Consider the following 15,223-nt stretch of genomic DNA (forward strand, 5'->3'; position numbering starts at 1 on the left):
CACCGAAAACGCCGCCAACGTGCCCTCGGACGGCTGACACCCATCGAATTTGAGACAATAAAAAACGCGGCCTCAGCCGCGTAAAAAATTATCAACCCCAGCTGTCAACGAAACCTTCAGCAGTCCCAAGTCGAGGTCGTCGTTGAGAATGACTTTGACGAAGGATTCGCCATCTTCAGCCGCGGGGAGAGCGATGTGGTCGTTCTAGACGTACGTCGAGACACGCCAGATCCTTCCCCGGAAGACGATGCTGCCGGGCATGCCGTATACCTCAGTATCAAGGATGCGCGGTTTGCCCCCGTAGTGTTCTGGACTGCCTTGCCAGAGAACGTGCTCCAGGAGCAAATGGCCCCTCTCGTCACGGTGGTGACCAAAGACGACACTGACAAGCTGCCGGAGGCGATTCGTAATGCCGTAGCGAGCCGCGCTGCGATCACGATCAGCGGTATAGAGCAGCATGTGACCAACGTCCTGCGTAAGCACATGTGGACAGAGCTGGCGCCCAACTGGGCGGAGTACACCGAAGCAGCAGACTCGGCGAGTATCGCGCAGGTCCTGCTTAGTCGGCTTTCGCGGGTGCTGGAAGAAGACAGCGAGCAGAACCTAACTGCCGATCCAACTCATCGGTACATCTATCCGCCTGCTTCCTCTCGCCGTGCGCCGGGCGATCTTCTCCGTGCGTCCGACGGAACATGGTGGGTCATCCTCACTCCTGCATGCGACTTCGCTCAGAACAAGTTTGAGTTCGCTTTGCTCGCTAGGGCGGGAGAGCTGGCGTCGAATCCCAGGTACCAGAAGTGGGCCGAGGCCAAGTCGAACGGCGCATGGAAGGAGTTGGAGAAGAACGTCCTGAAGGCTACACAGGGGCGCTTCCACTACTTGCCTTCGTTCCGTGATATCCCCGATCTGGTCCTCGACTTGGAAAATGTGCAAGCCGCGAACGCGCAGGCCCTCGACTCGATGACTCGGGTCGCGTCGCTCGTGAGCCCGTTTGCCGAAGGCCTGCTCGTTCAGCACAGCCAGTACCGTGGGCGAATCGGAGTGCCTGACCTCGACTCGGAGCGTGTGAAGGAACGTCTTTCGGCCGGTTGAATGGCGCCCGACCTTTGTGCAGCGAAGTGGACCAATCAGGTGACCAACAGCCTGCAAACCCTGCAAAACGTGACGTTCAGAGCGCGCTCCTGAAACATAAAACCCCAGGTCAGGTGGGCTATGAGCCCTACTCCTACCACCTGGGGGTCAAGGGGTCGCAGGTTCAAATCCTGTCAACCCGACAAATACAAGTCCTGGTGAGATGAAAATCTTGCCGGGACTTTGTCGTTTCCGGGGCTTTTAGGGGCGGCCGTCACTTCAACCGGAATGCCCCGACAATGTTCGGTGTATCGATCAGCGTGTGCGGGGCGAAGGCATGGTATGCCCAGACATGGACCCAGGCGTTGCCCGTACGCAGCGTCAGGAAGCTCTTGAACATCCCGGGACCCAGGTACGTGAAGATCACGAAAATGACCGACAGTACGGTGGTCTCCGCTGATGAGAACAGCGTCCATGCATCCCAGAAATGCAGCCCCGCGTACGTTAGCCCACCCAAAAGAACTGTGGCTATGGCGGATCCAGTGAGTCGCAGATACCGGGGAATGAGGATCATGTACACAAAGACCATGGCGGGCAGTACGGCACCGGCAAGGTAGAGGGCGAAGGTCAATGCGGCGCCTGGAAGCAGCTGATGAAGCGGCAGCCCTAGGCTCCCAGGCTTCAGTGCATAGATTTGGAAGGCCAGCTCCAGTGCGAGCACCACAACAATCACGAGCAGGTCATTCCTGGGGGCCGTGGATTTGAGGCCCAGGGCCAGCGGCGAATAGCGGCGCCGGAAGTAGATCAACGGAATCACCGCGTAGACCACGAGGTTGTAGCCCGCCCAGGCCAGCACTTCAGCGGGTGCCGGCGCGTCATTGGTTCCGAAGATGGTCCCGGCCAGATGCAGTCCGAAGGGGTGCCACCCGGCGGCCTTCGCCAGGAAGAATCCGCCGGTCATGCCAAGTGCGCCGTACCCGAGCAGGCCAAAGGTCTCCCACAGTGCCCGCCGGCGGCCCGGGGACCTTGCTGCCAGGCGGGGATCCGGACGGCGGCGGGTTAGCAGGGTTACCACGCCCATCAGAAGCAGGATCTGCAGCAGGGCGAGGTTGACGTCGATGAGTACGTCTACGGTGGACCTGCCCGCCCGCGCAGGCCAGTCGAACGGGAGCTGCGCCGGGGCTGCCAGCACGGTCCAGATGTTCGCTGCCAGCCAGCCGGCGATCGCGGCCCAGAGCCATCGGGATCGCATGACGCGCCATCTTCCGGGGCGGGGCCCGCCTTCGCTGGCCGCCATGAGCCGGGTGTTGGCTGTTTGCTCTTCGCTGCCGTCTTCCATCGCTCCTCCTCTGGATCGCGAAGTTCTGCGGAGCTGATCTACAACGCATAGTAGTACGACTGTGCTATAAAAGATCCGTGCCGAAACTAGTGAATTACGAAGAGCGGCGCCGGGAGCTGGCACTGGCGGCGTGGCGGGTCATCCGCCGGGACGGGGTGGAGGGAGCCTCAGTCCGTGAAGTGGCACGCGAAGCCGGGCTGTCCACCGGTTCCCTTCGGCATTACTTCCGCAGCCAGTCGGAATTGCTGACCTTCGCCATGCGCCACGTCATGGAACGGGTTGAGCGCCGTGCCGCCGGTGTTCCGCGGCCGGCGGAACCGCTGGAAGCAGCGAAGGTGGTGCTCGCCGAACTCCTGCCGCTGGATGAAGAGCGGCGCGCTGAGAACGAGGTCTGGGTTGCTTTCGTGGCCCGCGCGATGGTGGATGCTCCGTTGGCAGCACTGCGCGACGAAGCATATGACCGGCTTCGCGGGGCCTGTGCCCGCTGGATTACCGAGCTGCGTCCCGCAGGCGCAGACGAGGAGCGGGTGCTGGAAACAGAAAGGCTGTTTGGCCTGATCGACGGGCTGGCTGTGCACGCCGCTATGCGGCCCGGGCTGGCTACCCCGGATCTTCTCTCAGCCGTGCTGGAGAACCATCTGGAACAACTGGTCCAGGCAAAACCGACGGGGACGGCCGGAGAGCCGTAGCCCCGAAGCCGCCACAACCGCCGGGCTTTGTCTGGGCCATCCGGGCCATGAGTTGACGGGAATCGTGGGACAGAGCGTCCGATTCGTGCCTCAATGTTCTTATCGGTTCTTTTTCGATGGGAGCACAGCATGTCGGAGAGCACTGCCGCGGCACCTCGGGTTGCCGTCGTCACCGGCGGATCAGGCGGAATGGGCCGGGCGATCGCCAAGCGTCTTTCAAACGACGGCTTCGCCCTGGCAGTGCACTACGCCGGGAACATGAACAAGGCCACGGAGGTCGTCAAGGAACTGACTGCTGCAGGCGGCCGGGCCATGGCGGTCGGCGGGGATGTGGCCGACGAAGTTGCCATGACCCGGCTCTTTGATGAGGTTGAGGCCGCTTTCGGCGGAATCGACGTCGTTATCAACACCGCCGGAGTGATGGTCCTTTCCACAGTTGTAGACCTGGACCTCGATGAACTGGACCGGATGCACCGCACAAACATCCGAGGCAGCTTTGTGGTCTCCCAGCTCGCTGCGCAGCGGCTTCGGAGAGGCGGGGCACTGGTGAACGTCTCGTCCAGCCAGACCCGCCTGCAGGATCCCACCTACGCGCCGTATGCTGCCAGCAAGGCTGCCGTGGAGGCTCTGACTCCGGTCCTGGCACGGGAGCTGAGGGGAAGGGACATCACCGTCAACGCGATTGCGCCCGGACCCACGGCCACCCCGCTGTTCCTGGACGGGAAGGATCAGGATGCCATCAACCATATGGCACAGCTCGCCCCGATGGAGCGCCTGGGCACCCCCGAAGACATTGCCGAGGTGGCTGCCTTCCTGGCCGGACCCTCGCGCTGGATCAACGGACAGGTCATTTATCCCAACGGCGGACTCGCCTGAGGCTTCCTCAGCCCCGCACGGGCGCCACATCGAAATGCTCGGTCAGTGCCCGGACAGCCTCCCGCCCGGCACGGTTTGCGCCAACGGTCGACTGTGAGGGTCCGAATCCGATCAGGTGTAAGCGCGGATCGGCGGCGGCAACAGTACCGTGAACCTCGATCCCGCCGCGTTCATTGCGCAGCTGGAACGGGTCCAGGTGGCTCAGCGACGGCTTGAACCCGGTGGCCCACAGAATCGCATCGACGCGGGTCAGCGAGCCGTCCGCTTCCCGTACCCCGTCCCGCACGATGCCAGTGAACATCGGCCGCCGCTGCAGGGCTCCGCGCTCCTTCGCAGCCAGGGCATAGGGCGTCCACAGCAGGTCCGTGTAGGAGACCACGCTGCCGGTGGGGTTTCCGGCTTCCACGTCCGCAGCCACCCGGGACACTACGTCCTTCCCTGCCTCTGCATCGAAAGGTTCGTCCCGGAAAACGGGTTCGCGCCGGGTGTACCAAAAGACATCTGCCACCCGGGAAATCTCTTCAAGCTGCTGGATGGCGGAGATTCCGCCTCCCACTACAGCGACCCGCTGGCCGGCGAACTCGTCCAGCGAGGAGTAGTCCCGGGTATGAAGCTGGCGCCCGGCGAAGCTCGCCCGCCCCGGGTGGGCAGGCAGCGTCGGGTTGTCCCAGGTTCCGGTGGCGTTGATGACAGCACGCGTGGCCCAGGTTCCGGCGTCGGATTGGATGAGGAGATCGCCTTCGGGATCATCGTCTGCGGGATACACCGAATGCACCTTGACGGGACGGAGGATCGGAAGCTGCATACGGTCCTCGAACGCTGCGAAGTACTCGGGCACTGCTATCCGGGCCGGTGTCCCGGGTTCGGGTGGAGTCTGCCGGAATCCGGGAAGGTCGAAGATGCCGTTGACTGTCGCCATGGTCAGCGACTCCCAGCGGTGCTGCCAGGCGCCGCCGGGCGCCGCCCCGGCGTCGAGCATCACGAAGCTTCGCTCGGCATCGCCGCCGGTCAAGGCGCTGGCGAAGCCGCGCCGGTTCAGGTGGTAGCCGGCGGAAAGTCCTGCCTGGCCTGCACCGATGACGACGACGCCGGCTCGGCGGACCGGGTGGTCCCGCGCATCGGTGCCGTGCTGCGGCGAAGAGGTAAGCATCCTGGGGCCTCCTGGGTTATGAGTATCACTGCGTAAATGCCTGGATGCATGGGTTCATTCCCTTCGTGGGGCTGCCGGCTTCGGCAGCTGTCAGCGTGCCGGCATTCCTAAATGGGTGCGCAGTGCCGCAGCAGCGTTCTCCAGATTGGCGAGCTGCTCAGGTGTAAATGCATCGATGAAGATTTCTTTGATTGCAGCAAGTAACGAGATCTCGCTGGAAGACGAAACCGGGCGGCCTCGGAATCCGATGATCAACGCCGGAGCGATCACCACTCACTCGCTCCTGGGCGCAGAGCACCAGGTGTGCGCGTTGTACATGCCCCGGTGGTGCGGCAGGTGCTGAGCGTCATGGCCACCTGCGGAATGTACGACGCCGCAGGGGACTGGGCAACCCAGGTCGGCATTCCTGCCGAGAGCGGTGTGGCCGGAGGGATGATCGGTGCCCTGCCAGGCCAGGTTGGCATCGCTACGTTTTCGCCGCGCCTGGATGCGCACGGGAACAGCGCGCGGGGAGTGTCGCTGTTTGAACGGTTCTCCTCGGACATGGGCCTGCACGTGATGGAGGTCCCGCCCGCCGCACGGGCGGTGGTGCGGTCAAGCCACGTTCTCGGGGAGGGAACCTCCGCTGTCCGTGTTCTCCAGGCGCAGGGCGGGATCCGCTTCGCCGGTGCTGAGCGAATTGTCCGCGGGTTTGTGGGTGGTGATATTGCCGAGAGCAGGGTGGTACTGGATTTCGCGCTGGTCTATTCGATCGATGACGTGGCACGTCGTATGCTGCTGGAACTCGCGCGCCGGCTAATGCTGGAAGGCCGCGGGGTCTATTTTGTGGACCCGGAATTGATCATGCCGGATCCCGACCGCGGCGACGGAAGCCTGGTTCCCGTCATTGCGGATGCCGGGCAGCTCCTCAAGGGGCTGGTGCGTAACCAGGAGAACGACCGGAACGGGATGTTCGCCGTGGACCCGTAGACTCTGCCGGGACGTGGAAAGGAGCACTGGATTCCGTGGAGCACACGTGAACTTGCTGACCTGGCCGGGACAACCGTGAACACCGTCCGTCACTATCACCGTTTGGGCCTGCTGGAGGAACCTGTCCGCCGCTACAACGGTTACAAGCAGTACGAGGTGCGGCACCTGGTGAGCCTGCTGCGCATCCGGCGGCTCGCGGTTCTGGGCATCCCGCTGTCACAGATGCACAGCGTCACGGCCGGAGCGCCGGGAACGCCGGAGGTTCTGCGCGACGTGGATGCCGAACTCCAGCTGCGCATCCAGTCCCTGCAGGAGGCTCGGGCACACATAGCAGAGATCATCCGGCATCAGGCTCCGGCAGACGTGCCTGCGGGCTTCGAATCCGTCGCCTCAAGGCTCTCGGAGAATGACCGGTCGATCGTCCACCTCATGACCCGATTCTACGACGATGACGCGCTGGCAGATATCCGTGAAATGACCGCGGATGAGACGGACGATACCGGTCCGGACATTGACAACCTGCCCGCCGATGCCGATGAGCAGACCCGGCAGGAACTGGCCGAGAGGGTCGCAGCAACCATCGTGAAACACCTCATCAAGTATCCCTGGCTGAGCAATCCTGCGGCCCATATGCCCAAGGGGAGCGAGGTTAGCACCCAGACTTTCGGAGATGCACTGGTCCACCTGTACAACGACGCTCAGCTGGACGTGTTGTTCCGCGCGAACACGATCGCGGAGGAGCAGCTGAGTGCTATGGGGGTGCACAGCCAGGAGGAAATCAGCAGGAAGCCTGGCTGAACCCCGGGTACGCCCTGCGGGTTGGGCAGCATTAGTCGCCCCCGCTGAACAGGCCACCGTCAAGCAGCCAGTTATAGCGCAGCCGCAGAGCCCGCTCTGTGCTGGCTGCCAGGCCGGCCAGCAGAAGCGACGTGTTCGCCCATGCCGGGAGCAGAATCGGACTGGCGAACGTGCCGATGTTCTCCGCCAGCGGCGGAAATTCGGTGACCGACTGCAGAAGCTGCGGCACGCCGAGCGCAAGGCTCACGAGGAGCACCAGTGCGGATGCCGCCCCTATAAGCCAGCTCAGCCCCGGCCGGGTCCGGTCGAGGTGTGCGCGCAGTCCTTCAGCGGAGGAAGCATCGGGCACCAGCGGCTGCACGGCGCCGTCGTGGGTTACGTAGTCAGCCTGCCTGAGCCCGTAGGTGCTTACCGCAATACGGATGGTCCCTCCCGGAAGAGGGAACAGGACGGGAGGCTTCAAGCGTGCCATGTGCAGGCCGTCCCGGTAGAAATGCGCGTACACCTCGCCGTCGGTGCCGCCGCCGTGCCGGACGTCTACAGACCACGTCTGGCGCGCGCCGTCCGGGCCGCGGAGGTACAGATGCAGCAGTGAGCGGGAAAACGCCTCCCACCATCGGAACGGCTGCAGTGCGGGGGGTGCTGGCTGGTTTGAGTTCCATGTCCGACCCTTTCAAACCGTGTCCGCCCCGGATGGGCGGTACGTCGTTCGAACCATCGGACACTATGTTCCCGGAACAGGGTCAAGGGGCCCTCTGGTGGGTGAAGGCACGGTTCCTGAGGGGGTTGACCGTGTGCCGGGAACATAGTTTCTACTGGCGTCTACCCGAGGGACACGCCCTCTGTAAGGAGACTAGGAACCAGTTCGATGAACCCCACCCAGGAACTCGTCTACAACTTTCAGCAGTTTCTAGGCCAGGTGCCTGAGCTCCTTCAGCCCTTCAGCCCTTCATCCTGATGCTCGCTGCCGCTGTTCCGTTCCTGGAGAGCGAGGCGGGTGCAGTGATCGGCGTCGTCGGCGGACTGAACCCCGTCCTCGCGGCCGTCGGGGCCGCCATCGGCAACTTTGCCAGCGTGGCGCTGGTGGTGTTTGTTACCTCCCGGGCACGGACCGCTGTCACCACCCGGGTGGACGCCCGGGCGGAGGCAGCAGCGGCCGCGGCAGGCGGCACGTCGACGCTGGTTGCGGCCCCTACCGCTAAGGCGGAGTCGAAGGGGCGCATCCGCTTCAAGCGCTGGCTTGTCCGCTTCGGTGTCCCTGGAGCAAGCATCCTGGGCCCGCTGGCCATCCCGACCCAGTTCACCGCGTCGATCCTCGTGGCAGGAGGCACCTCCCGCCGCTGGGTCCTGCTTTGGCAGGGCGTGGCAATCATTATCCGGACCACCATCTCGACGGTTCTCATCTGGAGTGCGCTCACGTTCGTCGTCGGGGTCTAGGAGCCCAGGGCAGCCACGTCGCCCGCCACTGCGTTCATCCGCTCCTGGAACTGGTGCCCGCCGGTCTCATGCCGGCGGATCACCGCGCCGGGAAGCAGCGCTTGGAACCGGGCGAGGTGGTCGAAGGGCACTGTGTCGTCATCGAGGCAGTGATGCAGGAACACCGGCAGGCCCGGCGGCAGCGTGAAGCCCGCTGGCAGGGCATACTCTCCCTGCCAGCCTTCCGACCCCCAGAACGGGGTTGCGAGCAGAACCATCCCCCGGGGCAGCGGCTCCGGGGGCGCGGCCGCCAGGCGGAGCAGTGCCATGGAAGAGCCGAAGGAGTGGCCCACGATTACCGTCTCCGTCCCCAGCGGTTCCATGGCCTCGTCAATCCCGGCCAGCCAGGCCCCGGCTGTCATTTCATCCTCAGAAAAGCGGGGCATCACCACCGGGACCCGGAGCCGGGAGCGCAGTTCCCCGGCAATCGGTTGGTCGTCCGCCCACCCGCCTGCTCCGTGCAGAAAGAGAACCTCCACGGCACACCACCTGCTTCCTGTTGATCTCCTTCCACTGTCCCGCAGCTGCGGGGCCGCCAACAGGGGCACGCCAAAGTGCCGCCCGTTCGGCTGCGCGCAGCCGAACGGGCGGGGCGCGTGCTGACGGCGGGAGCCGGCGCTGCTAGCGTTCAGTAACCGGCCGGAGAACTCCGGCCGGTTCGCCCTGCACGGACAGGAGCCCGGAATGCCGGCAGACCAGCTGAACGTCATCATCCACGGCGCCGGGGGAGCGATTGGAGGGGCCGTGGCAGCGGAGTTCGCACGTCACGGTGCGAGCCTCTTCCTTGCCGGCCACAATGAAGGCCCGGTAAACGCCACCGCGGACAAGGTCCGTGCCCTGGGAGGGGAAGCACACACCAGCCGGGTGGACGCGTACAACCGGGTGGAGGTAGACGCGTATACCAACGCGGTGGCAGATACTGCGGGACGGATCGACGTCATGTTCAACGCCGTGGAGATCCCGAGGGTCCAGGGTGTCCCGCTGCTGGAAATGGACGCGGACGACGTCGTCGCTCCCGCCGCCGCCTGGCTGCGGACCCAGTTCCTCACCGCACGGTCGGCGGCCGGATACATGGTGCCGCAGGGCGGTGGAACTATCCTGATGCTCTCTGCGTCGCCGGCCAGGCTGGCCCTCGCCGGCGTCGGCGGGTTTTCTGCCGCCTGTGCCGCCGTCGAGGCGCTCACCCGCACCTTCGCCGCCGAGACCGGGGCGGCAGGCGTGCGGACTGTATGCCTGCGTCCGCACCGGATCCGCGAGACGATCGGCAACACTGCGGACCTTCCCATGGAGCTGGAGGAGTTCACCCGGTTTCTTGAATCGCTCACTACCAGCGGCACGCTCCCGACGCTCGGTGACGTCGCGCGTTCCGCGGTCTTCCTGGCCAGCGGCGGGGCTGCCAGCATGAACGGCACGGTGCTGAACCTCACCGGCGGCATGAGCCCTGACTAAGGTCGCCCGCTCTGCCCGCTGCCATGGTCGGACAGCTGTTCCTGTAATGTCCGCGTCACCACTCCTTCAGAGTGTTCATAACCTCTCGGGGACCGGGGGTTCCCATGGAGGACATAGCCCGCGCCGCCGGAGTAGCCGTGGGTACGCTGTATCGGCATTTCCCCACGAAGGCGGATCTCGTTGCCGCCACGCTCGAGCAGCACATCGCTTCAATTGCGGAACAGCTGGAGTCGTCGGTGCGCCGCATCGGCGACGGAGCTCCCGCGAGGGAGGAGATTCGGAGTCTGTTCCTTGGCTGGGTTGAGAGCCACTCTGACAGCCGGATCCTGAAAGAAGCGGCGAGATCCCTGGGCGCCTACAGTACGGAAAGCGACGCGATGGTGCGGATGGATGGGGCTTTGCGCCAGCTTCTGCAGCAAGGGGCGGGTTCCGGCGATCTTCGGCCGGACGTGGAGCCGGCGGATATCTATCTGTTGATGTCAACAATGCCCGCGGATGAGCCGGATGAATCCCGTCGCCGATGGGTCGAGAATATCAGCCGGGGACTTCTCAGAACGGCCTAGGGCGCCAGCTCCGGGTCAACGCTGTCCCCGTCACAATTCAATACTTTGGACGGTGTCCACCATTATGGGCAAGTGATGAATACAGACCCGATCCCTGCGGCCGGCACAGGCGCCGTCGAACCTGCTCCCCGGCGCCGCGCGCGCATTCGAACCTACGTGGCGCTTTTCGCCGGCGTGCTCATCGCCAATGCGGCACTCTTCGGCTGGGGCCTGGCCGCCGGCTGGTGGCACCCGCACGCCTCCAGCCTGCAGGTGATCGCCGCGATTTCCCAGGTCAACATCCTCTTCTCAATCCTGCCGAGGCAGCACTGGATGGTGAACCTGCTGTCCTTCCTTGCCACCAGGGCGCCTACGTCCTGGCCGCTCCGGCTGCGCTGGCGGCTGGCCCAGTACTACCACGTGGGCGGCCTGCACGTGGGCGGTGCCATCGCGGGAACCCTCTGGTACGTGGTTTACGTGTCCGAGCTGGCGCCGGCCTGGGCCGACGGGGAGGCAGGGTACGACGACGCATCCCTGGCTATCGCGGTGACGGTCTGCCTGGTGCTGCTCACCATTTGTGCCCTCGCCGCACCCGGTTTCCGCACCCGCCATCATGACGTCTTTGAGGCCTCGCACCGGTTCGGCACCTGGACCGTCCTGATCCTGGGCTGGGCGAACACACTGATCCTCGCCCATCTGCAGACCCCGGAACGCACTTTTGGCGAGGCACTGCTGGCTTCCCCGATTTTTTGGATGCTGGTGGTCTCCACCGGGCTTGCGCTCTGGCCCTGGCTGCTCCTGCGGAAGGTGCCCATCACCACCGAGCGCCCCTCGAACCACACCATCATTGTCCGGCTGGACCACGGGTTTGTACCGCCGGTCGGCACCACCCGGGCAATCAGCCGCCACCCGCTGCTGGGCTGGCACCCCTTCGCCTGCATTCCGGCGGCCGCGGGGGACAGCGGCTACCGGATGGTCATTTCCCGCGCGGGCGGCTGGACCAGCGAGTTCATCGAAAACCCGCCGCCGCACGTCTGGGTCCGCGGCATTCCGACCGTCGGCGTCGCCAACGCCAAGCGCCTCTTCAACCGCGTGCTCTACATCGCCACCGGCAGCGGGATCGGCCCGGCACTGGGCCATCTGCTCACGGATACCCAGGGAGCCCGGCTGGTCTGGGTCACCAAGACCCCGCGTGCCACCTACGGCGACGGCCTGGTCAGCGAGGTGGAGAAGGCCCAGCCGGAGGCCGTCATCTGGAACACCAGCGAGCAGGGCAAACCGGACGTTTTCGAGCTCTCCTACGAGGCGTTCAAGGCATCCGGAGCCGACGCCGTCATCATCGTCTCCAACAAGGCCGTTACCGGGCGTGTGGTCAGCGAATTCGAACGCCGGGGCATCCCCGCCTTCGGACCCATCTGGGATTCGTGACGCCTGCAGGCATGGAGGAGCCGGGCATGAACTGGTAATTTCGACTCACACGACCCGAGGAGTGCACCGCCATGCCCAACGCCAGGTGCCCAGGAACAAAGCGGCGGCTGTCGGCGATTGCCGCCGCGGCCGTGCTGGCCCTCGCCGCCTGCAGTGCAGGGAACAGCCGGGCACCGGGGCCGGAGGTGTCCACGGCGGCGCTCTCCGAGCCCGAGACTATAAGCACCGGGCTCCAGTCGCCGTGGTCCATCGCGTTCCTGGACAGCACCGCGCTGGTTAGCGAACGGGACTCGGGCCGGATCCTGGAGCTCGACGGCGCGGGGAACCAGCGCGAAGCAGGCCTGATCAACGCGCAGGGACGCGGAGAGGGCGGCCTGCTGGGGATCGCCGTTCAGGACGGTTACCTCTACAGCTTCCTCACCGCCGGAGACGAAAACCGGATCGAACGCCGTGAACTGCGCGGAGCGCCGGGATCCCTCAGCCTCGGAGAACCGCAGCAGGTGCTCTCCGGCATCCCGGCCGGCCCGGTCCACAACGGCGGGCGCATCGCCTTTGGCCCGGACGGGATGCTGTACGCCACTGCAGGCGACGCCGGGGACCGGGACAGTGCGCAGGATACGCAGTCGCTCTCCGGAAAGATCCTGCGGCTAATGCCCGACGGCGGTGTCCCCGGGGACAATCCTTTTCCCGGTTCCCCGGTGTTCAGCTACGGACACCGCAACCCGCAGGGCCTGGCCTGGGACGGTGAGGGCAGGTTATACGCCAGTGAGTTCGGCCAGAACACGTGGGATGAACTGAACATCATTGAAGCGGGAGGCAACTACGGGTGGCCCGAGGCCGAGGGCATGGCCGACAGGGACGGCTTCATCGATCCCGTGCAGCAGTGGGACCCGGCCCATGCCAGCCCCAGCGGCATCGCGGTCCTGGGAGACTCGGTCTTCGCAGCGAATCTCCGTGGCGAACGGCTGAGGGAGATTCCGCTGGCTGACACGGCCTCCGCCGTCGAGCACCTGCCCGGCTACGGACGGCTCCGCGACGCCGTGGCAGCTCCGGACGGAAGCCTGTGGGTCCTGACGAACAACACCGACGGACGCGGGAGCCCCGGACCGGACGACGACCGGATCCTGCGGATCGTTCTGGACCGCTGACCGCCAGACGGCCCGGTTCCCCTCAACATCCGCCGTCCCGGGGCGTACGCTTTTTTGGCGCAGCCAATCGCCGCACGGATAAAGGGGGACTTCAGTGCCCGAAGTAATCGTTGCCGGTGCCGGGCCAACGGGCATCCTCCTGGCCGCTGAACTTCGCCTGCACGGCGTGGATGTGGAGGTGCTGGACAGGGAGCGCGAGCCCAGTCCCGTTGTGCGCTCCCTTGGGCTGCACGCCCGCAGCATCGAGATTATGGACCAGCGCGGACTGGCCGGCCAATTCACCGCCGCAGGAATCCGGCACCCGCTCGACGGGTTCTTCGCGGGCATCATCCGCCCGGCTCCGGACCTGGATTCGACCCATCCCTACGTGCTGGGCATCCCGCAGACCGAGACCGAGCGCCTGCTCACCGCCCGCGCCGTCGAACTCGGTGTTGCCATCCGCCGAGGCTGCGAAGTCACCACCATCAGCCAGGACGCCTCCGGCGTTACGGTCACCCTCGCGGACGGCTCCGCCTTGCGCTGCCGCTACCTGGTGGGGTGCGACGGCGGGCACAGTACCGTCCGGCGCCTCATCGGCGTTGGTTTCCCCGGCGAGCCGAGCAGGCGGGAGTTCCTGCTGGGCGAGGTGGAGCTGAGTGCGCCGCTGGAGGAAGTGGCCGGTGTCGTTGCCAGGGTACGGGAAACCCATCGGGACTTTGGGGCCGGCCCGGTCAGCGGGGGCGGGTACCGCGTGGTGGTTCCGGCGGCGGGCGTGGCTGAGGACCGGGCAGTGCCGCCAAGCCTCGATGAACTCAAAGAGCAGCTGCGGCAGTACTCCGGAACTGACTTCGGAGCGCACAGCCCGCGGTGGATCTCCCGGTTCGGGGACGCAACGCGCCTGGCAGAGAGCTACCGGGCGGGCAGGGTGTTCCTCGCAGGGGATGCCGCCCACGTTCACCCTCCCTTTGCCGGACAGGGACTGAATCTCGGGCTGCAGGATGCACTGAACCTGGGCTGGAAACTCGCCGCCGCCGTGAACGGATGGGCACCGGAAGAGCTGCTGGACACCTACTTCACCGAACGGCATCCGGTGGCAGCAGATGTCCTCAACACCACCAGGGTGCAGTCCGAGCTGGTATCCACGGACCCGGGTCCGCAGGCGCTGCGCAGACTGCTGACGGAACTGATGGAGTACGACGTCGTGAACCGGCACCTGATCGGCAAGATCACCGGCCTGGACATCCGCTACGACCTCGGACCGGGTCCGGCGCTGCTGGGCAGGCGGCAGCGCGACGTGCAGGTGGGGACGAAGCGGCTTTACGACTACATGCACACCGGCCGGGGAATCCTGCTGGATCGAACCGGGAGGCTGCTGCCGGAGGGCTGGGAAGACAGAGTGGACCACATCGTTGATTCCCCCGCCGGCCCAGCAGCCCCTTCTCTGCTGCTGCGCCCAGACGGGCACATCGTCTGGGTGGGAGAAGATCAGGAGGAGGACGGCAGCCTTTCCGCAGGCAGCGAGGCGGACCTGGTAGAAGCACTGACGACCTGGTTTGGGCCGCCCAGCCTGCCCAGCATCGCCCAGCTGGCCCAGCTGGACTGAGATGCAAAGTCCGGGGAAGGCGCGGGTCCTCCCACGTCAGCACGTCATTTGGCGTCTTACGGACACCTGGGAAGCGGGAAGCGCAGGGGCGTGCGAATCTGCTGTGCCGCAGACGCCCCATAACAGGTAGGCTAAGACAGCCGGTAAGGCACGAACGGTAAGCGAGTGGAAACAGGCCAGCCGCCGCAACGGCGGGATGGCCGGTTCTTTTTGGGGAGGAAACACATGGCGGGCGAGGACTTCAACGCCGCACGAGCGGATGATCAGCGTGACTTCAGTGCGGAGGACACGACGTCGATCAGCCTTCCGCCTATCACCGATGCCACATCGGTTGAGCCCAAGCTCAGCACCGACGAGCGGGCCGCCGTCGCCGCACTGCCGTCCGGCTCGGCCCTGCTCATCGCACATACCGGACCAAACGCCGGAGCCCGGTTCCTGCTGGACCAGGATGTGACTACTGCCGGACGCCATCCCAATGCCGACGTTTTCCTGGACGACGTCACGGTCTCGCGCAAGCACGTGGAGTTCCGCCGTACGCCCGAAGGATTCCGGGTGGTGGATGCCATGAGCCTGAACGGGACCTACGTCAACAATGACCGCGTGGACAACCTGCTGCTGCGCACCGGCAACGAAGTTCAGATTGGCAAGTTCCGGCTCACCTTCTACGCTGCACGCCCGGCCGCCGGCACGGCCTAAAGGCGGACGC

At 65.3% G+C, this 15,223-nt stretch carries 18 protein-coding genes; 13 read left to right on the forward strand and 5 right to left on the reverse strand.

The genetic code is table 11. The features are described from left to right. Positions 1–195: 195 nt before the first annotated feature. Positions 196–1,092 (forward strand): hypothetical protein, encoded by an 897-nt coding sequence (locus FYJ28_RS00005; protein ID WP_154577873.1) that lies wholly within the window; start codon positions 196–198, stop codon positions 1,090–1,092. Between the two features lie 253 nt (positions 1,093–1,345). Here FYJ28_RS00005 and FYJ28_RS00010 read toward each other — a convergent pair whose 3' ends face one another. After that, positions 1,346–2,410: a hypothetical protein gene (locus FYJ28_RS00010; RefSeq protein ID WP_154577874.1), complete on the reverse strand. Its 1,065-nt coding sequence runs from the start codon at positions 2,408–2,410 to the stop codon at positions 1,346–1,348. A 77-nt stretch (positions 2,411–2,487) separates the two neighbouring features. Here FYJ28_RS00010 and FYJ28_RS00015 point away from each other — a divergent pair, with 77 nt between their 5' ends. Then, positions 2,488–3,099 (forward strand): TetR/AcrR family transcriptional regulator, encoded by a 612-nt coding sequence (locus tag FYJ28_RS00015; RefSeq protein WP_326831388.1) that lies wholly within the window; start codon positions 2,488–2,490, stop codon positions 3,097–3,099. A gap of 129 nt (positions 3,100–3,228) precedes the next feature. Beyond that, entirely contained in the window at positions 3,229–3,975 is a 747-nt protein-coding gene (locus tag FYJ28_RS00020; RefSeq protein WP_154577876.1) for an SDR family oxidoreductase, read from the forward strand. Between the two features lie 7 nt (positions 3,976–3,982). Here the strand turns inward: FYJ28_RS00020 and FYJ28_RS00025 are convergent, their stop codons facing one another. Both FYJ28_RS00025 and FYJ28_RS17580 read right to left on the reverse strand, forming a co-directional pair. Beyond that, complete coding sequence (locus FYJ28_RS00025) at positions 3,983–5,125, reverse strand: NAD(P)-binding domain-containing protein (protein WP_154577877.1); 1,143 nt, start codon at positions 5,123–5,125, stop codon at positions 3,983–3,985. A 90-nt stretch (positions 5,126–5,215) separates the two neighbouring features. Continuing rightward, positions 5,216–5,398 (reverse strand): hypothetical protein, encoded by a 183-nt coding sequence (locus FYJ28_RS17580; RefSeq protein WP_326831473.1) that lies wholly within the window; start codon positions 5,396–5,398, stop codon positions 5,216–5,218. On the opposite strand from FYJ28_RS17580, the gene FYJ28_RS17185 reads away from it, so the two are divergent. The 3 genes from FYJ28_RS17185 to FYJ28_RS00035 are packed head-to-tail and all read left to right on the forward strand — an operon-like array spanning position 5,340 to position 6,892. Then, complete coding sequence (locus tag FYJ28_RS17185; protein ID WP_326831467.1) at positions 5,340–5,468, forward strand: glutaminase; 129 nt, start codon at positions 5,340–5,342, stop codon at positions 5,466–5,468. The two genes, FYJ28_RS17580 and FYJ28_RS17185, sit on opposite strands and share 59 nt — an antisense overlap. Beyond that, a complete protein-coding gene (locus FYJ28_RS00030) occupies positions 5,429–6,094 on the forward strand; it encodes a glutaminase (protein WP_326831389.1) in 666 nt (221 codons plus the stop codon). The genes FYJ28_RS17185 and FYJ28_RS00030 overlap by 40 nt, the downstream gene beginning before the upstream one ends. 30 nt (positions 6,095–6,124) lie before the next feature. Further along, positions 6,125–6,892 (forward strand): helix-turn-helix domain-containing protein, encoded by a 768-nt coding sequence (locus FYJ28_RS00035; RefSeq protein ID WP_326831468.1) that lies wholly within the window; start codon positions 6,125–6,127, stop codon positions 6,890–6,892. A 31-nt stretch (positions 6,893–6,923) separates the two neighbouring features. Here the strand turns inward: FYJ28_RS00035 and FYJ28_RS00040 are convergent, their stop codons facing one another. Beyond that, positions 6,924–7,364, reverse strand: a complete 441-nt coding sequence (locus tag FYJ28_RS00040) for a hypothetical protein (protein WP_229780055.1) — start codon at positions 7,362–7,364, stop codon at positions 6,924–6,926. 485 nt (positions 7,365–7,849) lie between these two features. Here FYJ28_RS00040 and FYJ28_RS00045 point away from each other — a divergent pair, with 485 nt between their 5' ends. Next, positions 7,850–8,329, forward strand: coding sequence for a small multidrug efflux protein (locus FYJ28_RS00045; RefSeq protein WP_229780056.1), 480 nt, complete (start codon positions 7,850–7,852; stop codon positions 8,327–8,329). On the opposite strand, the gene FYJ28_RS00050 is transcribed toward FYJ28_RS00045, so the two are convergent. Then, positions 8,326–8,847, reverse strand: a complete 522-nt coding sequence (locus FYJ28_RS00050; RefSeq protein ID WP_055241849.1) for an alpha/beta fold hydrolase — start codon at positions 8,845–8,847, stop codon at positions 8,326–8,328. The genes FYJ28_RS00045 and FYJ28_RS00050 overlap by 4 nt on opposite strands. Before the next feature lie 205 nt (positions 8,848–9,052). Between FYJ28_RS00050 and FYJ28_RS00055 the strand changes: the two genes are divergently transcribed. The 6 genes from FYJ28_RS00055 (at position 9,053) to FYJ28_RS00080 (ending at position 15,213) form a co-directional block, all read left to right on the forward strand. Next, positions 9,053–9,817 carry an SDR family NAD(P)-dependent oxidoreductase gene (locus FYJ28_RS00055; protein ID WP_055241848.1) on the forward strand — a complete coding sequence of 255 codons (765 nt, stop codon included), beginning with the start codon at positions 9,053–9,055 and terminating at the stop codon, positions 9,815–9,817. A gap of 71 nt (positions 9,818–9,888) precedes the next feature. Continuing rightward, entirely contained in the window at positions 9,889–10,380 is a 492-nt protein-coding gene (locus tag FYJ28_RS00060) for a TetR/AcrR family transcriptional regulator (RefSeq protein ID WP_326831390.1), read from the forward strand. Between the two features lie 72 nt (positions 10,381–10,452). Continuing rightward, positions 10,453–11,787, forward strand: coding sequence for a hypothetical protein (locus FYJ28_RS00065; protein ID WP_154577882.1), 1,335 nt, complete (start codon positions 10,453–10,455; stop codon positions 11,785–11,787). A 71-nt stretch (positions 11,788–11,858) separates the two neighbouring features. Continuing rightward, positions 11,859–12,935, forward strand: coding sequence for a PQQ-dependent sugar dehydrogenase (locus FYJ28_RS00070; RefSeq protein WP_154577883.1), 1,077 nt, complete (start codon positions 11,859–11,861; stop codon positions 12,933–12,935). A gap of 94 nt (positions 12,936–13,029) precedes the next feature. Beyond that, a complete protein-coding gene (locus FYJ28_RS00075) occupies positions 13,030–14,517 on the forward strand; it encodes an FAD-dependent monooxygenase (RefSeq protein WP_326831391.1) in 1,488 nt (495 codons plus the stop codon). Positions 14,518–14,742: 225 nt separating this feature from the next. Then, complete coding sequence (locus FYJ28_RS00080) at positions 14,743–15,213, forward strand: FHA domain-containing protein (RefSeq protein ID WP_154577884.1); 471 nt, start codon at positions 14,743–14,745, stop codon at positions 15,211–15,213. Positions 15,214–15,223 lie beyond the last annotated feature (10 nt).

The sequence above is a fragment of the Arthrobacter sp. BL-252-APC-1A genome (assembly GCF_009696625.1).
In the GTDB taxonomy this organism is placed as follows: domain Bacteria; phylum Actinomycetota; class Actinomycetes; order Actinomycetales; family Micrococcaceae; genus Arthrobacter_B.